The organism is Desulfobulbaceae bacterium DB1 (assembly GCA_001914235.1).
In the GTDB taxonomy this organism is placed as follows: Bacteria; Desulfobacterota; Desulfobulbia; order Desulfobulbales; family SURF-16; genus DB1.
In genome coordinates, this window is the sequence record MQUF01000021.1 from 69,142 (window position 1) to 95,173 (window position 26,032).

Annotated in this window: 22 protein-coding genes, 2 tRNA genes and 1 pseudogene; 9 read left to right on the forward strand and 16 right to left on the reverse strand. The window is 56.4% G+C overall.

What is annotated here, in order from left to right; translation table 11 throughout:
- Positions 1-143: 143 nt before the first annotated feature.
- Positions 144-221: transfer RNA gene (locus tag BM485_15680), tRNA-Pro, on the reverse strand.
- Positions 222-382: 161 nt separating this feature from the next.
- On the opposite strand from BM485_15680, the gene BM485_15685 reads away from it, so the two are divergent.
- The 3 genes from BM485_15685 (at position 383) to BM485_15695 (ending at position 3,142) form a co-directional block, all read left to right on the forward strand.
- Positions 383-458 (forward strand) — tRNA-Asn (locus tag BM485_15685).
- A gap of 439 nt (positions 459-897) precedes the next feature.
- On the forward strand, positions 898-2,418 hold the full coding sequence (locus BM485_15690) for a transposase (protein ID OKY74056.1): 1,521 nt from the start codon (positions 898-900) through the stop codon (positions 2,416-2,418).
- The gene (locus BM485_15695) at positions 2,405-3,142 is read left to right on the forward strand and encodes an ATPase (GenBank protein OKY74057.1); all 738 of its coding nucleotides are present in this window, start codon (positions 2,405-2,407) and stop codon (positions 3,140-3,142) included. Before BM485_15690 ends, BM485_15695 begins: the two co-directional genes overlap by 14 nt.
- A gap of 148 nt (positions 3,143-3,290) precedes the next feature.
- Here BM485_15695 and BM485_15700 read toward each other — a convergent pair whose 3' ends face one another.
- The 12 genes and pseudogenes from BM485_15700 to BM485_15755 all read right to left on the reverse strand — a co-directional run bounded on the left by BM485_15700 (position 3,291) and on the right by BM485_15755 (position 17,018).
- Positions 3,291-4,772, reverse strand: a complete 1,482-nt coding sequence (locus BM485_15700; protein ID OKY74058.1) for a cytochrome C nitrite reductase — start codon at positions 4,770-4,772, stop codon at positions 3,291-3,293.
- Positions 4,773-4,802: 30 nt separating this feature from the next.
- Positions 4,803-5,267 (reverse strand): cytochrome c nitrite reductase small subunit, encoded by a 465-nt coding sequence (locus BM485_15705; GenBank protein ID OKY74059.1) that lies wholly within the window; start codon positions 5,265-5,267, stop codon positions 4,803-4,805.
- 337 nt (positions 5,268-5,604) lie between these two features.
- Positions 5,605-7,530 (reverse strand): molybdopterin biosynthesis protein, encoded by a 1,926-nt coding sequence (locus tag BM485_15710; protein ID OKY74060.1) that lies wholly within the window; start codon positions 7,528-7,530, stop codon positions 5,605-5,607.
- Positions 7,527-8,765 carry a hypothetical protein gene (locus BM485_15715; GenBank protein OKY74061.1) on the reverse strand — a complete coding sequence of 413 codons (1,239 nt, stop codon included), beginning with the start codon at positions 8,763-8,765 and terminating at the stop codon, positions 7,527-7,529. Before BM485_15715 ends, BM485_15710 begins: the two co-directional genes overlap by 4 nt.
- Positions 8,762-9,442, reverse strand: a complete 681-nt coding sequence (locus tag BM485_15720) for a molybdopterin-guanine dinucleotide biosynthesis protein B (GenBank protein ID OKY74101.1) — start codon at positions 9,440-9,442, stop codon at positions 8,762-8,764. Before BM485_15720 ends, BM485_15715 begins: the two co-directional genes overlap by 4 nt.
- A 174-nt stretch (positions 9,443-9,616) precedes the next feature.
- Positions 9,617-10,384 carry a hypothetical protein gene (locus BM485_15725; GenBank protein OKY74062.1) on the reverse strand — a complete coding sequence of 256 codons (768 nt, stop codon included), beginning with the start codon at positions 10,382-10,384 and terminating at the stop codon, positions 9,617-9,619.
- 8 nt (positions 10,385-10,392) lie between these two features.
- A complete protein-coding gene (locus BM485_15730; GenBank protein OKY74063.1) occupies positions 10,393-11,448 on the reverse strand; it encodes a hypothetical protein in 1,056 nt (351 codons plus the stop codon).
- A 4-nt stretch (positions 11,449-11,452) separates the two neighbouring features.
- Positions 11,453-11,881 (reverse strand): hypothetical protein, encoded by a 429-nt coding sequence (locus tag BM485_15735; GenBank protein ID OKY74064.1) that lies wholly within the window; start codon positions 11,879-11,881, stop codon positions 11,453-11,455.
- A gap of 228 nt (positions 11,882-12,109) precedes the next feature.
- Entirely contained in the window at positions 12,110-12,715 is a 606-nt protein-coding gene (locus BM485_15740) for a formate dehydrogenase subunit gamma (GenBank protein OKY74065.1), read from the reverse strand.
- Between the two features lies 1 nt (position 12,716).
- Positions 12,717-13,484, reverse strand: a complete 768-nt coding sequence (locus tag BM485_15745; protein ID OKY74066.1) for a 4Fe-4S ferredoxin — start codon at positions 13,482-13,484, stop codon at positions 12,717-12,719.
- 11 nt (positions 13,485-13,495) lie between these two features.
- Positions 13,496-16,615: pseudogene (locus BM485_15750) on the reverse strand (formate dehydrogenase-N subunit alpha).
- Between the two features lie 133 nt (positions 16,616-16,748).
- On the reverse strand, positions 16,749-17,018 hold the full coding sequence (locus BM485_15755; protein OKY74067.1) for a hypothetical protein: 270 nt from the start codon (positions 17,016-17,018) through the stop codon (positions 16,749-16,751).
- Positions 17,019-17,328: 310 nt separating this feature from the next.
- On the opposite strand from BM485_15755, the gene BM485_15760 reads away from it, so the two are divergent.
- The gene (locus BM485_15760) at positions 17,329-17,586 is read left to right on the forward strand and encodes a hypothetical protein (protein OKY74068.1); all 258 of its coding nucleotides are present in this window, start codon (positions 17,329-17,331) and stop codon (positions 17,584-17,586) included.
- A complete protein-coding gene (locus tag BM485_15765) occupies positions 17,583-18,353 on the forward strand; it encodes a formate dehydrogenase family accessory protein FdhD (protein ID OKY74069.1) in 771 nt (256 codons plus the stop codon). The genes BM485_15760 and BM485_15765 overlap by 4 nt, the downstream gene beginning before the upstream one ends.
- Before the next feature lie 35 nt (positions 18,354-18,388).
- On the opposite strand, the gene BM485_15770 is transcribed toward BM485_15765, so the two are convergent.
- Together BM485_15770 and BM485_15775 are read right to left on the reverse strand one after the other, a co-directional pair.
- Positions 18,389-19,279, reverse strand: a complete 891-nt coding sequence (locus BM485_15770) for a hypothetical protein (protein ID OKY74070.1) — start codon at positions 19,277-19,279, stop codon at positions 18,389-18,391.
- Positions 19,279-20,076 (reverse strand): hypothetical protein, encoded by a 798-nt coding sequence (locus tag BM485_15775; GenBank protein OKY74071.1) that lies wholly within the window; start codon positions 20,074-20,076, stop codon positions 19,279-19,281. The genes BM485_15770 and BM485_15775 overlap by 1 nt, the downstream gene beginning before the upstream one ends.
- 188 nt (positions 20,077-20,264) lie before the next feature.
- Here BM485_15775 and BM485_15780 point away from each other — a divergent pair, with 188 nt between their 5' ends.
- The 4 genes from BM485_15780 to BM485_15795 all read left to right on the forward strand — a co-directional run bounded on the left by BM485_15780 (position 20,265) and on the right by BM485_15795 (position 24,545).
- A complete protein-coding gene (locus tag BM485_15780) occupies positions 20,265-21,362 on the forward strand; it encodes a hypothetical protein (GenBank protein OKY74072.1) in 1,098 nt (365 codons plus the stop codon).
- Between the two features lie 82 nt (positions 21,363-21,444).
- Positions 21,445-21,891: a hypothetical protein gene (locus BM485_15785; protein ID OKY74073.1), complete on the forward strand. Its 447-nt coding sequence runs from the start codon at positions 21,445-21,447 to the stop codon at positions 21,889-21,891.
- A 21-nt stretch (positions 21,892-21,912) separates the two neighbouring features.
- Positions 21,913-22,515 carry a hypothetical protein gene (locus BM485_15790; protein OKY74074.1) on the forward strand — a complete coding sequence of 201 codons (603 nt, stop codon included), beginning with the start codon at positions 21,913-21,915 and terminating at the stop codon, positions 22,513-22,515.
- On the forward strand, positions 22,512-24,545 hold the full coding sequence (locus tag BM485_15795) for a hypothetical protein (GenBank protein ID OKY74075.1): 2,034 nt from the start codon (positions 22,512-22,514) through the stop codon (positions 24,543-24,545). Before BM485_15790 ends, BM485_15795 begins: the two co-directional genes overlap by 4 nt.
- A 92-nt stretch (positions 24,546-24,637) precedes the next feature.
- On the opposite strand, the gene BM485_15800 is transcribed toward BM485_15795, so the two are convergent.
- Positions 24,638-25,864: an LL-diaminopimelate aminotransferase gene (locus tag BM485_15800; GenBank protein OKY74076.1), complete on the reverse strand. Its 1,227-nt coding sequence runs from the start codon at positions 25,862-25,864 to the stop codon at positions 24,638-24,640.
- Between the last annotated feature and the right edge of the window lie 168 nt (positions 25,865-26,032).

A 26,032-nucleotide genomic window follows, 5' to 3' on the forward strand; every position in this document is an offset into this window, starting at 1 on the left:
CGGGTGGAAATTTCCAGCTATCTTGCGATAGATTGAGGTGGAACCGATAAGGCGCAGTGGACGCAGCATGAAATCGATACTGTTTGCAAATAAAAAAAGGATCACCGGAATACCGATAATTCTATGATATTAATACTAATTGATGGTCGGGGCGAGAGGATTCGAACCTCCGACCTCCTGCTCCCAAGGCAGGCGCGCTAACCAGACTGCGCTACGCCCCGACGTTCAATGAGTGCAATCAATTAGCATTAACTGCGTTTTGCGTCAAGGAAAAAGCCCAAGTCGGCAGGGGAAAATAGACTATTTGCTAATTTTATTGTTCAAAATGGTTGACGGCGGAAAAGCAAGTTGCTATATTTGCCGCTTCGTTGGGCACCAATATTCCCCGGTAGCTCAGTCGGTAGAGCAGGTGGCTGTTAACCACCTTGTCGGCGGTTCGAATCCGTCCCGGGGAGCCAGATATTCCCAAAAGTGGGCACTCCTGTCGGAGTTCCCACTTTTGTTTTTTGTAGCAAGCCCGCAATCGCTCCGTAGCTTCCTTTCAAGCATATCTGCTTTCCTTCGACTTTAATCTCATCTACCAGATGTTGCAGATACCCCTTTCCGAAATTTGAATCCCTGTCCTGAAATTTCAGTTTAAGCGCTTTACAGAAAACCTCGATATTCTTCGGCCCAGTACTCAAAGCGGGCATTTCTTTTTTTCTTCGCATTCTTGCCATTTCAATGAGGATTTCCTGTCGTCGAGCTTGGTGCTTGTGTGCTCTTTCCTTTAGAGTATGTGAATCGGCATGCAATAATGACCCACTAAAGGGGGAAATCGGCATTCAAAATTGACCCACCTCAGCCCCTGCTCCATACTCTTTGGAAATCTATCAGAGAGAGGAGAAAAGAAAGGAGATGCTGAACGTGGAAACAATCCGTAAAATCCGACAGGCCTATTTTAGAGAGGGGAAAGGAATTCGAGCGATCACCCGCGAGATGAACCTTTCCCGCAACACCGTCAGAAACATCATCCGAAGTGGCATAACCGATCAGAAGTACGAGAGGGTCTCCCAACCCCATCCCAAGTTGGGTTCCTTTATTGAGAGGCTGCGTGAGCTCTTGCATGAGGATGCCGACAAGCCGGTCCGTCACCGTCGGACTGCCCAGTTGCTGTTTGAACAACTGCAGCGAGAAGGCTACGAGGGTGGCTACGATGCCGTCCGTCGTTACGTGGGGATATGGAAGAGGTCGAGTGGCACTGCTATTGTTCAATCCTACGTACCTCTTGAATTTGTTTCCGGCGACGCCTTCCAGTTCGACTGGAGCTATGAACAGGTTGAGCTGGCTGGGGTTCCGGTGGAAGCGAAGATCGCTCAGTTCCGCCTCTGCCATAGTCGCAAACCGTTCTGCATCGCCTATACTCGCGAGACCCTGGAGATGCTCCTTGATGCCCACATCCGGGCCTTTGATTTTTTTGGTGGTGTCTGTTGCCGGGGCATTTACGATAATCTAAAGACGGTGGTCAGCAAGGTGCTGATGGGCAAGGACAGGGTATTCAACCGCCGATTCCAGAACCTGGCTTCCCATTATCTGTTTGACCTTGTGGCTTGCACCCCTGCCGCCGGCTGGGAGAAAGGGCAGGTGGAGAATCAGGTCGGCGTGGTCAGAAAACGTTTCTTTGCCAAGCGCCGCCGCTTTGCCTCCCTTGAAGAACTGAACGAATGGTTGGCGGATGAATGCCGGAATCATGCAGCCACCACCAGGCATCCCGAGCGCAAGGAGCAAACCGTCGCCCAGGTCTTTGCCGAGGAGAAAGACAAACTTCTGGCACTGTCGGCATCACCGTTCGACGGTTACCAGGAAAGCGTTAGCCGTGTATCTCCGCAACTGTTGATCAATTTTGACCGCAACCGTTACAGCGTAGATGCCATGGCGGCCGGCAAGACAGTGTCGGTACGGGCATACGCTGACCGAATCGTCATGGTGATGAACGGTACTGAGGTTGGCAGCCATCGTCGCCATCTCGGTCGCGATAAGGTCATTTACGACCCCTGGCATTATCTGGCCGTTCTGGAGAGGAAACCGGGAGCATTGCGAGACGGAGCCCCTTTCAAGCAATGGGATCTGCCGGAAGCAATAGTCGAAGTCAGGCGAATCCTTGAAAATCGAGTAGGCGGCGATCGGCAGTTTGTCAATATCCTGTCTGTGGTAAGCCGTTATGGCCTCGAATCGGTGGCCGTTGCCTGTGCCCAGGTTGTAGAAGACAAAACCGTCAGCAGTGACATCGTCCTCAGTATATTATCCAGAGAACACGAGGAGCCACCGTCGGAACCGTTGCCGCTGTCAGCCCAACTGCCGCTGATCACGTTAATTCCGGTGGTGGATTGTTGCCGTTACGATCAGCTGCTTTCCGGAGGTGCTTATGGTACTACGTGACCGGATAATGGAGGCAATCGGAGCCATTGGGCTGTACGGGATGAAGGACACCTTTGACGAGATACTGGCCTCGGGCATCAAGAGCAGGGCGACACCCGACAAGATACTCTGTGATCTCCTGGAGGCGGAGTTGGCGGAGCGGCAGGTCAGAAGCATCCGTTATCGTATGGGTCTGGCGAAGTTCCCTGTAGACAAGGATCTGGACCGGTTCGACTTCACGGCAACCCCGGTCAGCGAGATGCAGGTACGCAGCCTTTATGGTGGCAGCTTTCTCTCTGATCACACCAACGTCATCATGGTTGGCGGCACCGGCACCGGCAAAACGCATCTGGCCATTGCCATTGCCAGGCAAAGCATCAGAAATGGCAGGAAAGCCAGATTCTACAATGTGCTTGACCTGGTGAATCAACTGGAGCAGGAGAAGCTCAATAACCGGGGAGGCCGGTTGGTGGAACTCTTGGGCAGACATGACCTGGTTGTGCTCGATGAACTGGGCTACCTGCCATTCTCCAAGAGTGGTGGACAGTTCTTGTTCCACCTGATCTCGAAGCTTTACGAGCGGACTTCACTGATCATTACCACCAACCTGACCTTCGGAGAATGGCCCCAAGTCTTCGGCGACGGCAAAATGACCACCGCTCTCTTGGATAGGGTCACGCATCACTGCGAAATAATCGAAACCGGCAACGAAAGTTGGAGAATCAAAACAAGAATCAATAACTGAAAACTACTGCCTGAGGTGGGTCAATTTTGAACGCCGATGGTGGGTCAATTTTCAATGCCGATTGACAGTGGGGGCAATGGCGTGGGGAATATACCGTCATGCCCGCTCCGAATGAAGCGGGCATGACGTACGCAAGAGCGTTTTTGCATTATTTAGCGGCGGATTCCACCTCCACCAGTTTGTCCTGAACGCCGAAGGGGTCCTTGAATTCCACGTCTTTTTGCAGCATGAGCTTCTTCTTGCCCCGTTCGTTGAGGTACTTGTCAAGTTCGAGATCCACGTTCACCGGCAGATCTTCACCGGCACGGGTCAAGGCCTGGCGCAGAAGGGCTTCCGCCTTCATGGCAAAGGCGGTGGAGTCGCCCAGGATGCGCATCGCCTCGGTCGGGTTATGGAAGCCCACGGAGTTTTCGGCGCCGATATAAAGACTGCGCAGGAAGGCCTCCATGTAGAAATCCTTGGCCTGCGCGTAGAGTTTCTGATCGATTTCCTTACCCGCCGCCTGCAGGACATGCGCCTTTTCGATGAGCTTGGCCACCGTGGCGGTGGCGTAGCCGGAACGGATCATCATGGAGGCGACGCGGTCCTGGATGGCAATGACCTGATTACGCAGCCACTCCGGAGTTTCGGTGTGGCACTGCTGGCAGGCCTTCAGGTCGTTTTTCAGCGGACTGGTCACCCGGTGGTCCGACACCTTGTTCGATCCCACCTTGGTGTAGGGCATATGGCAGTCCGTGCAGGCAACTCCGGCCATCCAGTGCACGCTGTTCCTGGTAAAGAATTCAAATTCGGGATGGCGCATGAAGGGCATCTTGTACCCGGTTACCGTCTGGGTCCATTCGCCCACCGACGTGTCGGTGCGGATCTGCTTGATGATGTTTTCCACCGAAATGTCGCCCCAGGAGCTGCCCTGCCACGGGAAGTAGATGGACACCGACTTGCCGTCCGCCTTGGGGATGTTGTAGGTCACATGGCACTGGGCGCAGACCAGGGAGCGCATATCCTGGTGGGAGAGCTTGGCGCGATCCACCTTCATGGCGTCAAGCGCCTTGCCCAGGGTGAACTCGCGGGAAAGCGCAAGCGACATATCCTTGCTGTCGTGGCAGTCGATGCAGGCCACGCCGAGTTCCTGATGCTTTTCCGGAATCATGGCGCGGACCTCGGCCCAGGTCTTGCTGTAGAAATCCAGCCCCTTTTCCTTTTCAAGTATTGGTGCGTAGGGGGTTTTGCAGGTGAGGCAGACGCCGCCGGCCTTCACCCGGGACGGGTCGATATCCACCTGGTCCTTCAGCATGTATGCGTGACCACGCGGCTCATTATATTCGATGCCGAAGCCCCAGCCGTTGAAAAGCAGGGCCATATAGGGAAATTCGGAGAGCTTGTCGTAGGTGATGCCGTCCGCGTCAAAGCCCCTCTTGTATTTGCTTTTGCCGGGCTCGGTGGGCTCGGCGGTTTTTTTCCACAGATCGTAGTGAACCGGATATGCCTTGCCCCATTCGGCGGGATCGATTTCACCCGCGGCAATCTGTACCGGTCTGACCGCCTCAACCTTTTCCGGAGCGTTGCAGCCGGTCAACAGGGCACCGGCTGTTGCCAGCAGGACCAAGGACACCCCTAATTTCTTCTTCATATTCTCCTCCTCATGTTTTCTTTAGGTTTCTCACAGTGTTTGAATCTGACCGCTTCCGCGATGGGCAACCCGGCGATGGCATTTCCAGCAAAGACGTTCGTGGTCGATGTGGGCAACGGCGCTTTCATGGCAGCGGATGCAATTGCTTTGCAACACCTCCTGGCCGTGGCTGCTGACGACGATCCGCTCCGGTACCCGGCCGGAATAAAAGGCCAGGACATCCTTCATTCCGTCGATACTCTTCCAGACATAATGGACGGCCTTGTTTTGGTTCGGCAGATGGCAGTCGACGCACATCTCGCGACGATGGGCTCCGGCATGGGACCATGCGTCATACTGGTCTTGCATCACATGGCACCCGGCGCAGAAGGCGGGAGTTTCCGATTTTGCCAGCAGCCCGGGCGGCCCCAGCGCCACGAAAATTGCAACAAGAATGATGACTCCGAGGACGGCCGGACCGAACATGCCGATCCCCTTCCTCTTCTTTTTATTCATGGGTGCACCTCCTTTGGTGGATTTCAAAATGAAAACATCCTGGGTCAACGGGAAACAGAGGACTGTATCCTGCACGGAAAGGTATATCGGGCAAAATCGGCTGAGGATTCGCGGGAATCACGGCTCTCTTGCCTTTCGCACCCTGTGCTTCAGGCAACCTATACCGATGATTATAGGACGGCGCTTTGACTTAAGTCAAAAAAACAATTTATTTTTATCAAAACAGCAGCAATGCGGGCGGTGAGAGGGGGAGGCTGTCGGGAAGAAATATCAAAAAAAGCCGTTTCCTTTTTTGACGGAAGCGGCTTTATGGTCGTGAAATTCCGGCTGGGTTAGTTTAAATCCGAAGGAAATGGCCGGTCTCCCGGGTGGAATAGCCGCCCATGGCCTCAACCGTTTTTTTGAAATCATCCTGGTTGATAATATGTAACAGGTGTCTGATCATCGGCAGTTCCAGGAAGCGGCTGGGGATGATCAGGTCATAGCGTTCTTCCGTCACCGGGACAAAATCGAGTTTCAGCGCCCGGGCGGCAGCGAGAATGCCAAGCCCGGCGTCGGCCTTGCCGGACAGCACGCTGACCGCAACCGCCATGTGGGTGTATTCCTCGTTGTCGTAACCGGTGATCGCGTCTGCCTTAAGCCCGGCTTTGGCCAGCTCGTAATCAAGCAGCACCCTGGTGCCGGAACCGGCCTGGCGGTTGATGAAGGTGACGTCGTCCCGGAGCAGATCATGGACATCCTTGATTTTTTTCGGGTTTCCCGGCCGCACCATGAAACCCTGGCGGCGGTAAACCAAGGTGATCAGCGTTATTTCCTGATCGGCCAGATAGCGTTTGATGGAGGAGCGGTTATAATCACCGCTTTCCGGATCGAGCAGGTGGCTGCCGGCAATATGGGTCATGCCTTCCCGGATGGCCATGATGCCGCCCAGGCTGCCGACGTGGGTGGAGCAAAGGGGAAAGGAAGGATGACTTTTTTTGAGGAAATCGTGAATCAGATCCAGGGTGAGATCGTGGCTGCCGGTGCAGAGAATGGTCTTTTCAATCTGGCGCTGGGGGCGCAGCAGCTCCACCTGCACCGGGCTGTTCTTGCTTAGACCCTCGCTTTCCTGGGGGATGCGCAGCATGGAGTTGGCCCGGGTCAGGGTGGTGATGGCGCCTGCCCCTTTTTTGAGCGGCACCGTGACAAAATGATCATCGATCCGGCCGGTAATCATCCGGCGGAATTCCTCCATGCCGGCCCGTGACGGCATGTTTTTGGCCAGTCGGGCGGCGAGGCGTCGGGGCGCTTCATGTTCCTCGCCCTGCATGGCGGCAAGCAGCGGCAGGACGAACTGTTCAAAGGAGATAATGGCGGAGACCGGGTAGCCGGGATTGCCCACCACCGGTTTGCCGTTGACGGCGCCGAGGATGGTCGGCTTGCCCGGCATGATGGTGACGCCGTGCACCAGCACCTCGCCCAGTTCCTCGATGATCCGTACCGTATAATCGGCGCTGCCGGCGGATGAACCCGCATTGATCACCACCAGGTCGGTGGCGGAATCCACCGCCTGCCGCAGATGCCTTATGATATTGTCATAATCGTCAACCACCAGCGGGGTAACCGTCACCCGCGCCCCGGTCTGGCGGGCCATGGCGGCCAGCACGGCACTGTTTGATTCAACCGTTTTGCCGGTCGGGATCTCCTGTTCATTATTCTCCAGGTCGATCAGTTCCGTGCCGGTGGGGATGATGGTGACATGGGGGTGTTTACGTACCGTGACCCTGGCGCAGCCCGCGGTCAGCAGGGCGCCGATGTCGGCCGGGGCGATGCGGTGGTTGGTGGGAAAGAGCAGTTCGGTGGCGACAATGTCTTCCCCTGCCTTGCGCACGTTCTGCCAGGGATAAACCGGTGCCCGGATGACGCCCTGGCTCCGATCGTCGCTCAACAGCACATTTTCGATCATGATCACCGCGTCCTTGCCCGGCGGCAGGGGATGGCCGGTATTGATCGGCAGCGCCTGGCCGCCGGCAATATCCAGGCTGACCGGCGAATCGTCCGAAGCGCCGAAGGTGTCAAGGGCATGCACGGCAAGTCCGTCCATGGCGGCGCCGTGAAAGGAAGGCGAGGAAAAACGGGCGGACACAGGGCACGAGGTGACGCGACCGGCGGCCTGCCGGCTGTCGATTTCCTCTTCGCCTGTTGACAGGGAAATGAATTTTTCGAGGAAAATCTCCCTGGCCTCTTCCAGCGTCTTCATTTTCAAGTAGATTTTTCGTTTCATGGGAATAAAAGCACCTCCGCCTGTTCTCCCTTGTCAAGACCCTCGCAATCGCGTTCGATTTTCAGCATGCCGTCAGCAAGCACCAATGGTTTCAGCAGCCCTGATTTGCCGTAGACCGGAGAGGCCACGGGGAAAAGCGAGTGGGGCTGGTATTCGAGCCGGACCCGTACATACTCCTCCCGGCCGATGGAAGAGGGAATCTGTTCGCCGGTGATGGCGGACAAGCGCTGCAGCATGGTTTTTTCCGCGCCGCACATGCGCAGCAGCAGCGGTCGGACAAAAAGATAAAAAACCACCATGGCCGAGGCCACGTGTCCCGGCAGGCCGAAAAGGGCGCAGTTGCCGCGCCGGGCGAAAATGGTGGGTTTGCCCGGCCGGATGGAAACCCCGTGGGCCAACAGTTCGGTTCCGTCAAGCTCCTGTAGGACCTCCAGGGTGAAATCCCGTTTCCCCACCGAACTGCCGCCGGACAGAAGCAGCATGTCAACCGGTCTGTTCATGGCTTCCCGGCATGCCTGCAGCATGGCGTTGAAATCGTCGCCGATGATGCCGAGCGGCAGGGGGATGCCGCCTGCCTCAAGGACCAGACCGGTAAGGGTTGTGGTGTTAATGTCCCTGATCTGGCCCGGAGCCGGGGTGTGATGGGGCGCCACCAGCTCATCGCCGGTGCTGATGATGCCCACCACGGGTTTTTGGGTCACGGAAATATCGGTGATGCCGAGTCCCGCCAGCACCCCCAAATCCTGGGGCCGCAGACAACGTCCCCGGTTCAGCACCGGGGCATTCCGCTTGAAATCATCGCCGGTCTGGATGACGTTTTCCCCTGGGGCCACGGCCCGGAATATCTCGATGGTGCGGTCGTCGATGGGGTTGGTGTATTCGAGCATCACCACCGCATCCGCTTTTTCCGCAAGCTCGCCGCCGGTCCAGATACGGGCTGTCTCGCCCGGTTTGAGGCAGATGGCGCGTCCGCTTGTGCCCATGCTGATCTCGCCGTTCACGGAGAGCAGGGCGGGTTCCGATTCGCTGCAGCCGAAGGTGTCCCGCGCCCGCACCGCAAAGCCGTCCATGGTGGAGCGGGAAAAAGGGGGGAGGGATTCCGGGGCCAGGACGTCCTCGGCCAGCACCCGGCCAAGTCCTTTGACAAGGGGGATCCGTTCCCCTGCCAGCGGCGTGAAACCGGAAAACAGGTCGGTGAACTGTTGCGAGCTGATGAGATTAAAGAATCCTTTCATCTTTGCGGGCAGTTGTCGCCGTCGGAATCGTTCAGCTTGATGCGGATTTCTATTTCCCGCGCGTTTTCGGTCAACTTGAGTGATTTGACAAAACCTGCCACCGTGCCGGCCAGGGATCTCTGGACAAAATTTTTCAGGGGGATTCTGCTGCCGTTGACCAGCAGGGACACCTCTTCGGCGCCGTTACGGCCGTTTCGCAGGAAACGTTTTTCAATGAAAGCGGCGATCTCCCGGCTTTGATGGGGACGAAAGACGGAGTCCCCGGCAATGTCCTGATCAGTGACCACGGCAATGACGCCGGTCACCGTGTCCCGCAGCAGCTGGTCATGGTTGCGGGCAACCTCGATCTTGGCGACACGGTCGGCCTGCTTGAACCCTTCGCCGATGACGATGTCGGCATCGGCGAAGTAGCGGTGGGCCAGGGTGGTCAGCGCAAGATTGCTGTTTGCGGTCATCAGAACCATCTGGTCCGGGGCGACAAAGAGAACGGAGTCGGCGCCGGCCTGGCGGTGTTTGCCGGTGTCGGTGCCGGGCGCGTCAAAACTGACGCCCGTTTCCTTGCTCGATTTGATGACGGCAACCCGGTAGCCGGCTTCTTTCAGGTGGCTGATCACCTGGGTGGCAAGGGTGGTCTTGCCGCTGTCGTGCCAGCCGATAAAGGTGACGATCTTGGGCATGGGAAAAACTCTTTTGCAAAAAAGAGCGGGTTCCTTTGGCAAGAAAACCCGCTGGGTATTAAATAGGTTAGTTTGGTTGCCGGTCAGCATAAAACAGCTCACCGTCAACCGTCAACCGGAAACTTTGACATCGAGTGGATCCCTTCCGCTTCGGAAGGGCCGGACAGTCGTTTGCTAGGTGATCTTCTTCAGGCCGATGGGGTTCGGCGCTCTGCGCGTGTACCCCTTTTCCTGGGCCACGATGTCCAGCGGCAGGCTGGCCAGATCGGCCAGATCAGCGGTCATCTCCTCCAGTACCCGGCCTTCCGCGACCTTGATATAGGTGTGACAGTCATCGCAGGTACTTATCCGAAATCCCGCTTCGCCGCCTTCAGGCACCAGGGTGCCGAGCTTTGTCGTATTTTCGTTTCCGCAATTCGGGCAGCCGATGAATCGATAGGGACCGGTGGTGCCGCACCAGGAGCAGTGCAGATGGCGGCGGGGTCCTTCCACGATGGAGGCCAGTGCCGGGCGTGCCGAACAAAGTGGACAGCGTCCTCCCTCCCATTCCCGGCCGTCAAGCAGGCAGACCTGGCGCAGGGCAAGAAAAAAGGGCCTGCTCAGCAGAAAAAAAAGAGAGGCCTGTTCCTCCTCGGCGTACGGGAGGGCAAGGGCCGGCATCTCGTCCAGGGGGAGGCGCATGAAGTCAATTTCGTTTCCTGTGAGGGCCTTGGCCAGCGGCGCAAGCTCTTCGTCGGACAGGCCGAAAACGGAGGTGAATGCCCGGAGAAGCGGCACAACGCTGTCCGACGGGTATGCCCTGGAGTCGTCGTTCGGCGTTGATCCTCTTTTCGGCAGCAGGGAGACGGCCTTGCCGTGAAAGTGTTGCCATTTGGCATAAAATTCCAGGGGATCCTTAAGGTGCGGCCGCTGTTCGATGTGGGGTTGGATATTGATGGACATGATCCTCCTTACGGTATCTTGGGATAGGTGAAGGGTAACGGCGCGCCGGTCAACCCTTCTTCCATGAAAATTTTGAGCTGTCGCATTTCCGCCGAGGTGAGCCGCAGGGGCGTGAGCACAATATTGCCTTTGCCGCCGCCGTCGTTAAAAAAATGTATGACCTCGTCCAGGGTGGCGAAGACGCCGTTGTGCATGTAGGGACCGGTCTTGGCGATCTCCCGGAGGGTGGGGGTCCTGAACGCCTTCCAGTCCTTTTGTTCCTTGGTGATCAGATACCTGCCCGGATCCTCGGCCAGGGTCCGGTACTCCTCGAAGTGATAGACCTTGGCGACAAAGCGGCGCGTCGCCGCGATGCGCGGGTCGGTCAGGTGTTCGGGATTTTCGGGGACATGGAGGGCGTGGAAACGGTTGTCGGCGAGATTGACACCGAAGTGGCATTCAGCGCACTTCCCCTTGCCGACAAACAGTTCATACCCGTGCCGCGCCTCCTCGGTGAGGGCGTTGCCGTCACCGGCCAGAAAGCGGTCCAGCGGGGCGTCGCGGGAAACAATGGTCCGCTCAAAGGCGGCGATGGCCATGGCGATGCGCTCACGGGTCACGTCGGCGTCACCGAAGACGCGGGTGAACTCCGCGACGTATTCCGGCACGGAGCGGATCTCTTCCTCCATGAAATCCAGATTCTGATTCATCTCAAAGGCCGACATCATCGGGAAAAGCGCCTGATCCTCAAGGGACGAAGAACGGCCGTCATGGAACAGGTACTGCTGGAAGGCGACGTTGAACAAAGTGGGCGAGTTGCGCCAGTTACGGGTGGTGGGATAGTTGAGCGATATTTCGAGGCCGTCGCTGTACCCTTGCTCCGGATCATGACAGGTTCCACAATTCGTGGTCCCGTCGCCGGACAGCCGCCGGTCGAAAAAAAGCTTTTTGCCCAGTTCAACCTTTGCCGGCGTCTGTGGGTTCAGCGCCGGAATCGGGATGTTTTTGAACGGCTCCAGGTGGCCGGCCAGTCCGGACAACGGCAGGCAGAGCACCCCGAGGAGAATCCACACAATTTTTTTCATTCGCCTACCTTCCGGCCTGGGCCAGTTCCTCATCGATGATCTTCTTGAAATAGCTGAAGGGACGTTCGCCGATAACTTGCCGACCGTTGATATAAAAGGTTGGCGTGTTGTAAAGGTCCATTGACTCGGCAAGCTTCAGATCGCGATCGATCGCCGTCGCATGCGCGCCGCTGTCGATGGATTCGGTGAATTTTTTCACGTCAAGCCCCAGCTCCCCGGCATAGGCGATCAGGCTGCCTCGGTCGAGTTTCGGCGAACGGGCGATGAGGAGGTCGTGCATTTCCCAGTATTTGCCCTGATCCCGTGCCGCCAGTGACGCCTCGGCGGAGATCCGGGCAAAATCACGGTATTTGTAGGGATAATTCTTGATCACCAGCCGGATCTTGCCGGGGTAAGCCCGCAGTATCTGTTTGACGGTCGGACCGGCCGCCACGCAGTGCGGTCACTGGAAATCAATGAACTCGATGATGGTTACCGGCGCGTCCGCCGGCCCCATGGTCGGAGAGTCGCCGACAGCGACTTCGATCCTCTTGTCCCCGGCCTGGGCCAAGGAGAAGAGAAAGAGAAAGACAACGGCAAACAGGCTTGATTTTATCATATGGACCCTAAGAGGGGAGTTCTCCTCCCCTCTTTCCTTGACTCTGATTGAGTTGACGCCGCCTTACATCTTGCCGATCGCCTTCATCCACTTGGGATATCTTTTTTTGGCGACCTCCAGCGGGACCATGCCGTTTACCATGATCTGGAAGGTCCCTGGGTTTGCCAGGGTGCCGAGATAGATATGGACCGGCACGGCGATAATGAAGATGCAGAACGCCACGTTGTGAACCAGGTGGGCAAAAAGTATCAGGCCCGCATTATCCCGGATGAGCCAGATGGCGAAACCCGAAAGGGCAATGGCGATGCCGGCCGCTACAATAGCCAGATAGTATAGCTTCTGGCCGGGGTTGTATTTCCCCATGGGAGGAACCTTCACCTTGTGGGAAAGGTATCCACCCGCGACCTTGAACCATTGCCGGTCATCGGCGTCAAACTCAAGGGCATCCTTGAGGTAATGGCGCATGGAGTAGAGCAGGGAGACGATAAAGACGACTCCCAGCCAGTTGTGCACCGTCTTCATGGTGTCGAAGCCGCCGAACAGGGCGCCGACGGCCTCCAGCTTGAACAGAAAGCCGTAGCCGGAGATGATCAGCAGGATGCAGCTTACGGCCATGATCCAGTGGTTGATGATCTCGTCCGAACTTGATTTTCTTACCATTTCCGCCATGTCACACCTCCTCGTCCTTGTGGGGGCCGACCGCCAGATAATGGACCAGCGATGCGGCAACCACGCCGCCCAAACCGACCACTGCAAACGGTTTTAAGACCGTGTGCCAGAAAATCACGCTGGACGGAAGGGTTGGATTATCTTTCATGCCGTACAGCTTGGGCTCCTCCTTGAAAGCGTAGATAGAGCCCAGGCCGCCGAGGTCGGACTCGCCGTAGATCGTGGTGAATCCTTCTTTTTTGGCGGTGTCGATGAGCTGGTTTCTATCCCCGAATCGCAGGGCGCCGGTGGGGCAGGTCTTGACGCAGGCCGGCGTCATTGACTCGCCTATCCGATCGAAGCAGAGATGACATTTCGTCACCTTGCCTTCCTCGTCGTAGCGAGGGACGTCAAAGGGGCAGGCGTTGACGCAGAGCTTGCAGCCGATACACTTGTCGCGATCATAGGCCACCGCCCCTTCTTTTGTCCTGAACAGGGCGCCGGGAGCGGGACAGATCTTCATGCAACCCGCGTCCTCGCAGTGCATGCACCGCCTGCTGAGAAAGAGCCAGCGCACGGGATTATTCTGCGACGGCACCTCGCTGTACTGAATGATGTTGAAGGCCGAACTCGCCAGGTCCGGCGGGTTCTGGTATGTGCCGTTGTTCTTCGTCTTGATGCCCGGCAGCTGGTTCCAGGACTTGCAGGCAACCTGGCATGCCCGGCAGCCGATGCAGACCTCCGGGGTAACCAGGATCGCCTTACGATTTTTGCTTTCTGATGTTGCCATGGTTCACCCCCTTATGCCTTCCGGACGTTGACCATGAAGGCCTTCGACTCGGGTATCATTGTGTTCGCGTCGCCCACGTTCGGGGTAAGCAGGTTCGCGCTGTCGAACCCGCTGCCGTCCTCGGGAAACTGCCAGCCGAAATGCCAGGTCAGGCCGACCTGGTGGACGGTCGAGTCCGCTATCTTGAAGGGCTTGAACCGTTCGGAAATCATCGCCACCGCCTGCACTTCGCCGCGGCCGGAGACAACGACGACCGTTTCGCCGTTTTTTATGCCCAGCTCTTTCGCCAGTTCCACGCTCATCTCCACGAAGTTCTGCGGCTGCATTTCCAGCAGCCATGAGCAGTGCCGCGTCATGCAGCCGGTCTGCCAGTGTTCCGACGCCCGGTAGGTGGTCGCCACGAATGGATACCGCAGGTCGCAGGAGTAAAAGGCATCCGACTCGCCGCCGAAGATCTTGATGGTCGGGTTGATCCGCTGCTTGGACATGGAGTTTTCCTCGAGCGGACACTCCAAGGCTTCGTAATGCTCCGGGAACGGCCCTTCGTTGAGGCCCGGGCCGAAAATCGAGGCAACGCCGTCCGGCTTCATGATGAAGGGCAGCTTGCCTTCGGTGCCCATGGGCGGCGCCGGGCCGTCGGGAATGTCGCCTTCCCATTTTTTATCCGTTGCATTCCATTTCAGGAGCGGCCGTTTCGCATCCCAGGGTTGCCCTTGCAGATCCACCGAGGCGCGGTTGTAGATGATCCGCCGGTTCACCGGCCAGCACCAGGACCAGCCCGCATAAAGGCCGAGGCCCGTTGGGTCGTCCTTGCCGCGTCGCGCCATCATGTTGACTTCCTTGCCGTCCTTCATGATATAGGAATTGCAGTAGAGCCAGTTGCCGCTGGAGGTGGTGCCGTCGGCCTGCAGGGAGGGGAAGCTGGTGACCAGATCCCCTTTCCTGCCGATGAGCTTGGGCGGCTCCACCTTGGTGTCGTAAACATCCTCAAGGAAGTAGCCGTTGATCTCCTTGGCCACCCTGTGGGTGTCAATGTGCTTGACCTTGCCCGCTGCGTCGCGTTCGCCGTAATCCCAGGTCAGGTTTATGATCGCCTCGGGAAAGGCGCCGCCTTCCTTTTTATAGAGTTCCTTTACCTTGAAATAAAGTTCGTTCATGATCTCGCCGTCGGGCAGTGACTGGCCGGCGGGTTCTACGGCTTTGTAGCGCCACTGCGCCCAGCGTCCGGAATTGGAGATACTGCCCTCTTTCTCCACCGACGAACAGCACGGCAGCATGAACACCTCGGTCTGGATGTCCGCCGGGTTCATGCCTGGACCACGCCAGAAGGAACCGGTTTCGTTGTCGAAAAGATTGACGTTTACCATCCATTTGAGCTTGGACAAAGCCGCTCGCGTTTTGTTGGAGTTCGCTCCCGAGCACGCCGGGTTCTGCCCCCAGGCGAAGAAGCCTTCGAACTGTCCTCCAAGCATCTTGTCAAAAAGCATGAGCCAGGAACAGTTCTGACCGACATCGAGCTTCGGCAGCCAGGCGTAGCCGAAATCGTTTTCCTTGGTCGCTGCCTCGCCATAGATGGCCTTGAGGTAGCTGACGATATACTTGGGGCGGTTGGCCCACCAGTTGACGCTGCGCGGTTCCTTGCTTGTCGGCGTTGTTTTTTCGATGTACGTCGCCAGGTCGACCAGGGATGCGTTCGGAACCGGGTTATAGCCGGTCAGGATGTGGAACAGGATGCCGTGATCCGTGGAGCCCTGCACGTTGGACTCGCCGCGCATGGCGTTGACGCCGCCGCCGGCCACGCCCATGTTGCCGAGCAGCAGCTGGATGATGGCCATGGCCCTGATGTTCTGGGTGCCGACGGTGTGCTGGGTCCAGCCCATGGCGTAGCACTCGGTGCCGGCCCGGTCAGGTTTGCCGGTGGAGCCGTAGAGCTCATACACGGCCTCCAGTTTGTCCTTGGGCGTGCCGGTGATGTTTGTTACCTTGTCCAGGGTGTAGCGGGCATAATGTTTCTTCAGGAGCTGGAAGACACAGTTCGGATCCTGCAGGGTGGGGTCCTTCAGCGGCAGGCCGTCTTCGCCCTTCTGGAAGGACCAGGATGTCTTGTCGTAGCTCCGTTTCTCCGTGTTGTAGCCGGAGAACAGGCCGTCCAGGTCGGACGGACCCTTGAAATCCGGGCTCACCAGGAACGAGGCATTGGTGTAGTTGACAACGTAGTCCCGGAAATAGAGGTTCTTTTCCAGGATGTAGTTGATCATGCCGCCCAGGAAGGCGATATCCGTTCCGGAACGGAGTGGGGCATAGAGATCCGCTTTCGCGGAGGTCTGGGTGAAGCGTGGATCAACACTGATCAGTTTGGCGCCCTTTTCCCTGGCGCGCATGATCCACTTCATTGCAACAGGATGGTTCGAGGCTGGATTTGAGCCCATGGCCAATATGACATCGGCGTTTTTCAGGTCGATCCAGTGATTCGTCATTGCACCGCGTCCGAACGACTCTGCCAGAGCCGCAACAGTTGCGGAGTGTCAGATACGCGCCTGGTGTTCTATGTACACCAGGCCCCATGACCGCATAAGTTTCTGGATGAGGTAGCACTCCTCGTTATCCATGGCGGCGCTGCCGATATGGGCGATGGCGTCCGTCCGGTTGACCGTGACCTCTTTTTCGACCTCCAGCACCGTGCCGTCCGGCTGTGTCTCCTTTACCATGATCTTGGAGGTCGTCTTGAAGTTCTTGTCCCGTGCGTCTTTCACAAGGCGAGCAATTCTGTCCAGGGCCCAGTCCCATTCCACTTCTTTCCAGGCCGTTCCGCCGGGTTCCCGGTACATGGGTTTCTTGACGCGCGTGTCGTTGTTCGCCATCTGCAGCAAGGAAGAACCCTTGGAACAGAGCGTCCCCTCGCTGATCGGATGATCAGGGTCGCCCTCGGATTGAATGACCTTGCCGTTTTCCGCGTAAACGATTATGCCGCACCCCACGGAACAATAGGGGCAGATCGTGGTGGTCTGCTTGGCGTTCTTGATCCTGAGGCCTTGGGCATAGGCCCTGGCAGGATCGAGGTTCACGCCAAGGGATCCGAGCACTACGGTGGTGCCGGACAGCTTCAGAAAATCCCGCCTTGAGACTTCCATTGAACCCTCCTTCATGCTGGTAAGAATTGCTTTTGGGTTGTACTGCTAAAAAAGTATCGCCAAGAACCGTGCAGGTCTGTAGAAATACCTATATGTCTGTAGAATTACCTATATCACAACGGCAAGCCGGACATCAAGGTTTATTAAGAAATTTTTTTTTCAGGATCGGCCAAATCGACATCTCCCCCTCCTTTGTCCCGGAAAACAGGACTGAAGCGTATTGTTTCATCGGGAAATTGCTTGTGATGGAAATATCCCGCCTGATCCCGCTTGCCTGCTCGAGATTTCCCTTGCGCTGTAAGGTGAGGGAGGGCAGAGGAGGGAGGCACGGAAAGAAGGAGAAAATACCGTCGGCCGGCAGAAGTTTGCCGCGCCTTTTCAACCGGGCTTTCCCGCCGCCCATGGTTATAAGGGCGGGACGTGTCGCGGAGACAGGTGCTGCTGCGCCCTGAGCGCAGGAGAGGTGAACGTGAAATGTCTTTGTCATTTCAAAAACCTTGAAACCGCCTGGATCGATTACTCTTGTCAGTCTGCGCACAACGGAAAAAAACAAATCAGACAAGGAGCATGGCCTGTCTGTTGCCCAAGGAATTTCTATGCAATCTCGTTGAATTAAATTATATAAGTAAAACTACCCAAAAGACAAAACAAAAATACAACAACGTGGCATTTTTTTGTTATTCTCGGTGCTTTCAGGTAATTTGCGTGGTTTTTTGTTCGTTTTGCCGCGGGTTCGTTACGCCGCGTATGCGGTTCGTGCCGGCGAGACGGCCATGTTTTTGATTTGCAAAGGTTCTGTGTTTTCAGGGGGAGGATGCCTGTTGTGGAACAAAGTATATGAATCGGTTTTCTATGGGTATTATATCGGAGAAAAAAGGGAAATTACTGATTGTTCGGCGGATGGTTTCCTTGACTTCAGCGCTTTTTTTAAATTCCATGCGGCCCGGCAAGGCAGAAAAGTAAAAATATGATCAAACAGATAACATTGGCTCACTCCACGTTTGTCCTTACCCCGGAAGGGCTCCAGGAGCAGGAGGAAATCGTTGCCATTGAAACCCCGTACAAGGTCGCCTTGAACGACAAGGTGATCGGGGCGTCAATGGTGCTGGAAACCGGACTGGAAGAATTCGGCGCCGGGTTTCTTTTCGGCCAGGGCTATGTCACGACTCCTGATCAGGTCAAGGAGGTGCTGGTCTGTCCGGAAGGGAGAATATCGGTTTATGCCGATGTGGAAGAGGATGCGGCGCCCAAGGAGGTGATTATCACCTCAGGCTGCGGTGGAACGGGAAAGATTTCCCGGGAAATGCTGGAAGGGGCGTTTGATCCCCTGCGGGAATACACGGTCGGTTTTGCCGAAATAAGGGAATTCATTCTCACGACTCTTCATGCCTCGCGGCTCGGACAGGATACCCATTGCGTCCATGGCTGCGGGCTCTGGGCGGACGGCAGGATGCAGGCGTTTTACGAGGATGTGGGGCGTCATAACGCGGTGGACAAGATTATCGGCGCCATTCTGTTAAAAAAGGTAACACCGAGAGGTGCGGTTTACACCACCGGCCGTCTTACTTCGGATATGGTGCTGAAATGCGCCCGCATCGGCATTCCCATTGTCCTGTCACGCACCGCGCCTTCTTCCCTGGGGCTTGCCATTGCCAGGCGCGCCGGTTTGACCCTGGCGGCCTATGCCCGGCCGGAACGGCTTAATATCTTCAATGCGCCGGAGCGTATCCTGCCCTAAGACGGCCGAAGGCGGCTTCTTTTCTTTCCCCGGCATTATTGTAATGCCTTTTCAATGGCTGCGGCAATTTTCTCCATATTGGCCAGGTAATCTCCGGCCAGGGGATCAAGGGCAATGACCACTCCGTCAATGGCCCGGGCAATGGTTTCCGCGCTTTTTGTGGAAAACTGGGGCTGTGCGAAAATCACTTTCACCTTTTCTTCCCGCGCCTTTTCGATGAGCTGGGCAATATGCCGGGCGCTGGGCTGCTTGCCGCCGGTCTCAACTGCAACCTGGCGCAACCCGTAGGCCTTGGCGAAATAGCCGAAAGCGGGATGAAAGACGAAAAAGCTTTTCCCCTTGAGCGGGGCCAGCGCCAGGCTGAGGCGGTTATGCAGGTTGTCAAGCTCGCCGGCGAATCGGATGAAGTTGTTTTCAAAATAAAGACGGCCGGCCGGGTCGATTGCACTCAGGCCATCCCTGATGATGGCCGCCTGCTTTTTGACGAGCAGGGGGTCAAGCCAGATATGGGTGTCAAGATCCTCATCGTGGTGGTGATCGTCTGTGTTGTTGTGGTCGTCCATTTTTTCCAGGACAATTCCCCGGGTGGTATCAATAATCTCGATGCCCGGAACGGCGCTTTGCAGTTTTGGGATAAAGCCGTTTTCAAAAGGCGCGTTGATGCGGAAATAGACTTTGGCCCGGGCCAACCTGACCATCTGCTTCGGGCTCGGGGCATAGGTATGGGGACTTTGGCCGGGCTGCACCATGACGTCCACTGTCACCCTGTTGCCGCCGATCCGCTCGACAAAAAATGCCTGGGGCAGGATGGACACGAAAACAGGGAGTCCGGGGTCGTTTTCCGCCCGTGTTTCCCTGGCCGACAGACATCCGAGAAGGACCAAGATCGTCAAAAGATAAATAATCCCTGCGCCGCGAGCTTGCATTAACTGTCTCCCAGGTAGGTTCGGCCGCCCATGAAACGTGTTTTGAAATAGGCGTTGTCAAGGGAGGCGCTCTGAATGGGCTTCCCCCTTTTCGGGGCATGGATAAATGTGTTGTTGCCGGTGTAAATTCCCACGTGCGACACGGTTCTGCCGCCATTGGTGGCGAAAAAGACCAGGTCGCCTTTTTTCAGTTCATCAACCTGTACCGCCTTGCCGGTACGATACTGCTTCCATGATGTGCGAGGCAGGTTGAGTCCGTTCAACTGGTAGACGGCCATGACAAGGCCGCTGCAGTCAAACCCTTCATCGATGGATTGACCGCCCCATTTATAAGGAATACCGACAAAATTTGCGGCGGTGTTGATCAACTGGTCGCGCAGAAAGGCATCATCCTGCAGGCCGAGGCGGGCAACGGCGTATGATTCCGGTCGGACGACATAATAGTCCGCAATAATTCCGTCCCGCAAAAGAGATTCGGCCTTGTGCTGCGCCTGATCAAGAGAGGGGAAATTGCCGAAGCGCACCTTGTAAAGTCCTGATTCATGGCGGAAATAATAGGCGCTGAGTCCTTTTCGGTTGAGAACGGCGCTCAGTTTTGCGGCATTTTCAACGTCCCCGAAGGCGCCCGCCTGAATGGCATAGCCGAGGCGGGCAATTTTATCACGTTCTGTCGGTTCAAGGGTTTCCGGGCCCGGCGTCGAGGTCGTGCTGCAGCCGGCCAGGGCCAGATGCAGCGCCAGCAGCAGGAGGATGATAAATCGTGAATTGTTTGCTGAGCGTATCTTATTGATCTGCATGGATATTAATCTACATGTTTTAATTGGTGTTCGTAAAGGCCAAAAAATGATAAACTCGCAAAAAAAATTAGAAATGAAGAGCGGGGGAGCAGGTTTTGCTGGGACAACTTAGCGGAATAAAATGATTTCTTCGTGATCCCCTGGTGAAAAAGACTTTTTGCGTCGCCCGCACGGATGGTATTGGATCGATGGAAAAAACTCATGTCGCGGCCCGAATGTTTTTTGCCGCCGCGGAAATTGCTGCTGTCAGGCCCTATGGGACGGGCAAGGTGAATGACACCTTTCTGGTTTCCCTGAACGGCGAAGACAAGCAGTCATATCTGTTGCAAAGAATCAGTTCACGGGTGTTTCCCCGTCCCGAATGGGTCATGGAAAATCTCCGGGTTGTCTGCGATCATGTCGCGGCAAAGGGAGAAGCGCTGCCCGGCCGCCGCTGGGAAATGCCCCTTCTCCGGCAAACCCTGTCGGGCCGTGATTTTTGGCGTGATCCCGAGGGGGGCTGCTGGCGGGTGCTCCATTTCATCAAGGACAGCCGGTGTTTTGAGGAACTTGATAGTGTGGAACGGGCCCATGAGGTGGGTTTTGCCCTGGGTCGCTTCCACCGCCTGATCAACGATCTTGATCCGCGCCGCCTGCATGACACCCTGCCGGGCTTTCATGTCGCGCCCCTTTACCTGGCCCGTTACGACCTGGTCCGGGCCGCCGGGCGGGGGGAGGACTCGATTGACAGCCGTTTCTGCCGGGATTTTATCAACCAACGGCGAGAGGCGATAGCCGTGCTGGAAAAAGCAGCCGACCAGGGAAAACTTCTCGTGCGACCCATTCACGGCGACCCCAAACTGAGTAACATTCTCTTTGACGGCAAAAGCGGGCAGGCGGTGAGCCTGATCGACCTTGACACGGTCAGGCCGGGGCTGCTGCTCTATGATATCGGCGACTGTCTTCGGTCAAGTTGCAACACCTCAGGGGAAGAGAGTGCGGCATCCGACCTTGTTTTTTTTGATGTTGATCTGTGCCGGGCCATTCTGCGGGGATATGCGGCAGAGGCGGGAAGGCTGTTGACCACGGGAGATGTTCATTTCCTCGCCGATGCGGTGAAGCTGATTGCCCTTGAGTTGGGCATGCGTTTTTTCACCGACCATCTGGAAGGCGACATCTACTTTAAAACCGCTTTCCCTGGTCAGAACCTGCAGCGCGCCCTGGTTCAGTTCCGTTTGGTCGCGAGCATTGAAAAACAGCAAAAAAAAATCATCGCCATCCTGGCGGAGATGTCGAATTTATTTTAAGCAGGCGGTCCTTGTCAAACGATCCGGCAATTTGATAAGCTTGAAAAAGGTGTGAAATCATATTGAAGACAGAGGAGGTCTTATGAAAAAAATGATTTTTTTTCTGTTTCTGTTTCTGCTGCTTCCGGCGTTGCCGCTTCTGGCAGGCGGAAATCCGGCCGGCTCCGTGAAGAATGTGCAGGGCACGGTCACCATCGAGCGGCAGGGTGATGTTCTTCCGGCTGAAAAGGGAATGAAGATTTATGCCCGGGATATCCTCATCACCGGCGCGGATGGGGCGGTCGCCGTCATCCTGCAGGACAACACCATTTTTTCCCTTGGGCCCGACAGTCAGCTTGCCTTGGAGGAGTATGTCTTTTCTCCGGACCAGGGCCGTTTTTCTTTGCTGGCGAAAATGATTAAAGGCACCTTTGTCTATCTTTCCGGGGTCATGGGCAAACTTTCGCCCGAGTCCATCAAGCTGGAAACGCCGGTGGGCACCATCGCCATCCGCGGCACCCGCTTTGCCGCCAAAATTGCCGGAAATTAATCCGCCGAAAGGAGAGTGTTTATGAAAAGCGCTGTTCATATCCTGTTCTGTCTTGTTCTGGTCGGGATCCTTTCCGGCTGTTCCTCAAAAAATGTTGTTGTCCTGCTTCCTGATCAGGACGGAAAAGTAGGCAGTATCGAGGTTGTCAACGACAAGGGAAGCATGGCCATCGATGCGGCGGGTGACACCATTGAAGTTGCCGGTCCACACAGCGCGCCCACGGCGGCTCCGCCCATGAGCGACGAGGAGTTCAACCGTACCTTCAATGCGGCGCTGGCGGTGGAGCCGCGCCAGCCGCAAAGCTTTCTCCTGTATTTTCAGCGGGGATCAAACCAGCTGACGGACCAGTCGGCCTCTTTGCTCCCCGAGATCCTTGAATCCGTCAGTGCGAAAGACTCCCGGGATATAAGCGTCATCGGCCATTCCGACCGCGTTGGGTCGCCGGAAGACAATTTTGCCCTGTCAACAAAGCGGGCCGAACATATCCGGGACCTGCTGGTGGAAAAGGGTGTCGATGCCGCGCTTATCGCAGTCTCTTCCCACGGAGAAGGCAACCCTTTGATTCCAACCCCGGATGAGGTGGATGAACCGAGAAACAGGAGGGTTGAGGTTGTCGTTAAATGATAATCCGCCATCGGCACTCCCGCGGACGAGGACTTCTCCTCCTCTGCGGCGCCGCGGTCACCCTGCTGTTCTGCCTGGCCTGTATCTATCGACCTTCCCTGCTGAACTTGGTGGGGCTCAAGGTTTACGATTCCATGATTCGCGCCCTGCCCCGGGAGACGGGAAAAAATGGTCCGGTTCTTGTCGACTTGGATGAAAAAGCATTGGCGGAATTCGGCCAATGGCCCTGGCCCCGTTACCGGGTCGCCCTGCTGCTCGACAAACTGAACAGCCTGGAACCGGCGGCCGTGGGCCTGGATATCCTTTTTGCCGAGCCGGACAGAACTTCCCTGCATATCCTGCGGCAGGAGATGAAACGCGACTTTGATGTCACCCTTGCCCTTGAGGGATTGTCGCTGCCTCCGGCAAACAATGACCTGACGCTGGCCAAGTCCCTCGCACAGGGGCCTTTTGTCGCTGGTTTTAAATTCCTTTTTGACGGCGATGGGGATGCCGTTCACGAGGAGCTGTTGCATCCCATTGATATTGTCTATCGTCAGGGGCCAAGCGTGTCGGCTGACTCGCGTCTGTTCAAGGCCGGGGCGGCGATCACCAATCTTGCCGAACTTTCCCGGGCGGTCGAATCATCCGGTTTTCTCAATTACCCGGCCGACGAGGATGGGGTTCTGCGCCGGGTTCCTCTCCTTATCACCTATCGGGGAAAATTATATCCCAGCCTGGCCCTGGCAACGGCCATGCGGGCACTGGGCAGGAAAAGCCTGATTCTTGACCTGGAAAATGATCGGCTGCAGGCAGTGCTGCTGGACAGCCGCCGTATTCCGGTTGATGAGGCGGGAAACCTCCTGCTCGCCTACCGGGGCAAAGGAGGTTTTTTTGATTCTGTTTCGGCGGCCGACATCTTCAAGAATCAGGTGGCAAAAGAGCGCATTCAGGGAAAAACGGTGCTTGTCGGCACATCGGCCGCGGGCCTGATGGACATGCACCCCACATCTCTTGATCCCCACTATGCCGGGGTGGAGGTGCACGCCACCATCATCGAAAATATCATGAACCGTCATTTTCTTTCCCGTCCCTTGTGGGCCGGCGGCGTCGAACTCGGCATCGTTTTCCTGTTCGGTCTGTTTTCGACCTTGATTCTCGCCGTGGCACGGCCTCTTGTCAGTGTTCTGTTTCTTGTCATCGGCGGCGTTGGGGTATGGTACGGCTCGTTTTTCCTTCTCAGGGAACACGCTTTTTTCGTCAATCCTCTTTGGCCGGCGCTGCCGCTTTTCGGCAATTTTGCCGTTTTGAGTTTGATGAAGTTCCGGCAGGAGGAGGGAGAGGTGAGGCGGCGGACCAGGGAATTGCTGATCGCCCAGGATACAACCATCCTCAGCCTGACTGCCCTGGCCGAGACCCGGGACAATGAAACCGGAGGACATATCATGCGGACCCAGCATTATGTCCGGGTGCTTGCCGAGCATCTGGCCACTCTGCCGAAGTATGAAAAGGCGCTTGACTGGGACACCATCGATATGCTTTTCCGCTCGGCGCCGGTACATGATATCGGCAAGGTGGGGGTGGCGGACAGTATCCTGCTCAATCCCGGCAGGTTGACCCCGGAAGAATTTGACGCGATGAAAAAACACACTCTTTACGGCCATGAAACCCTGCGCAAGGCGGAATCCCGTTTGCCTGACCAGCGGGGCCATTCTTTTTTGCGGGTAGCCGGGGAGATTGCCTACACGCATCATGAGAAATGGGACGGATCGGGCTATCCGAGGGGGCTGCGGGGAGAGGAGATTCCCCTTGCCGGACGGTTGATGGCCTTGGCCGATGTCTACGACGCCCTTATCTCGGCGCGGCGCTACAAACCGGCTTTCACTCACCGGGAGGCCTTGCGGACCATTCAACAGGGCAGCGGCAGCCATTTTGATCCGGATGTGGTAAAGGCCTTTATCGCCATGGAGGAATCGTTTCAGCTGATCGCCCGGCATTTTTCCGATGAAAAGGCGTCCGGATGGATGCCGCTTGAACCGCTGAATATTTGACGATTTTTTGGAAGAACTGGAAGGAGAGCTCAGAACTCACAAAAAAATGTAAAATTAATTTTCTGTGAACTCTGTGCTCTCCGTGGTGAATTTTATTTCAAAGCTGCTCGTATCCGTTCCATGGCCCGGGTTACGTTTTCAAAGCTGTTAAAGGCGGAAAGCCGGATATAGCCCTGGCCGCAACGGCCGAAACCAGCGCCCGGAGTGCAGACCACCCCTGCCTTGTTGAGCAGCATGTCAAAGAATTCCCAGGAATCACGGCCCCGGCCGTCGATCCAGATGTAGGGGGCGTTGTCGCCGCCCACCGAGTCAAATCCAAGGGCGGTGATCTCCTGTTTGATGAGGGCCGCGTTTCGCATGTAATAGTCGGTCAGTTCCCTGACCTGGAGCTTGCCGGCCGGGCTGTAAACCGCTGCCGCCGCCTTCTGGATCGGATAGGAGACGCCGTTGAATTTGGTGCAGTGGCGCCGATTCCACAGCGGGTGGAGAAACTGCGGATTGCCTTTGCCGTCAAAGGCGCGGCATTCCCTGGGCACCACCGTAAAGGCGCAGCGGGTGCCGGTGAAGCCGGCGGTTTTGGAAAAACTGCGAAACTCGATGGCCACCTCTTTCGCCCCTTCCACCTCATAAATCGATTTGGGCAGCGATTCGTCGCGGATAAAGGCCTCATAGGCGGCGTCAAAGAGAATAAGCGCCTTGTTGGCCCTGGCATAATCGACCCAGGTTTTCAACTGCTCCCTGGAAATGGTGGAGCCGGTGGGATTGTTGGGAAAGCAGAGGTAGATGAGGTCAACCGGCTGCTTGGGCAGGTCGGGGATAAAGTTGTTGCCCTTCACCGAATCCAGATAGGTCAGCCCCTGGTAGCGGCCGTCGGCAAAGACGCCGGTGCGGCCCGCCATGACGTTGGTGTCGAGATAGACCGGGTAAACCGGGTCGGGGATGGCGATTTTCGCTTCGGTTGAGAAGATTTCCTGGATATTGCCGGTATCGCATTTGGCGCCGTCGCTGATGAATATTTCATCAGCCGCGATGTTCGCGCCCCTGGCCTGAAAGTCATGTTCGGCAATGGCCTCCCGCAGGAAGGCATATCCCTGCTCCGGCCCGTAGCCGTGGAAGGTTTTTTCCGCGGCCATTTCATCGGTTGCCTGATGCAGGGCTTCGATACAGGCGGCGGGCAGGGGGCGGGTGACGTCGCCGATGCCCAGTTTGATGACGTCGCGGTCGGGATTGCTCTGCTGAAAAGCGGCCACCCGCTTGGCAATATCGGAAAACAGGTAGGAGGCCTGCAGTTTCAGGTAATTCTCGTTGATGGTGATCATATTTTTCCTCTTGGAGTTATAGTAAAGAAGTAGACAGATGATCTATAAATCAATGTGCTTTTTCTGTCAATTGTCGCCGTGGAAATCAAAGGGAGTTGCGGGCCGGAAAAAAGACAGGTATTGTTCAAGACTCAAGACTCAAGACTCAAGACTCAAGACTCAAGGGTC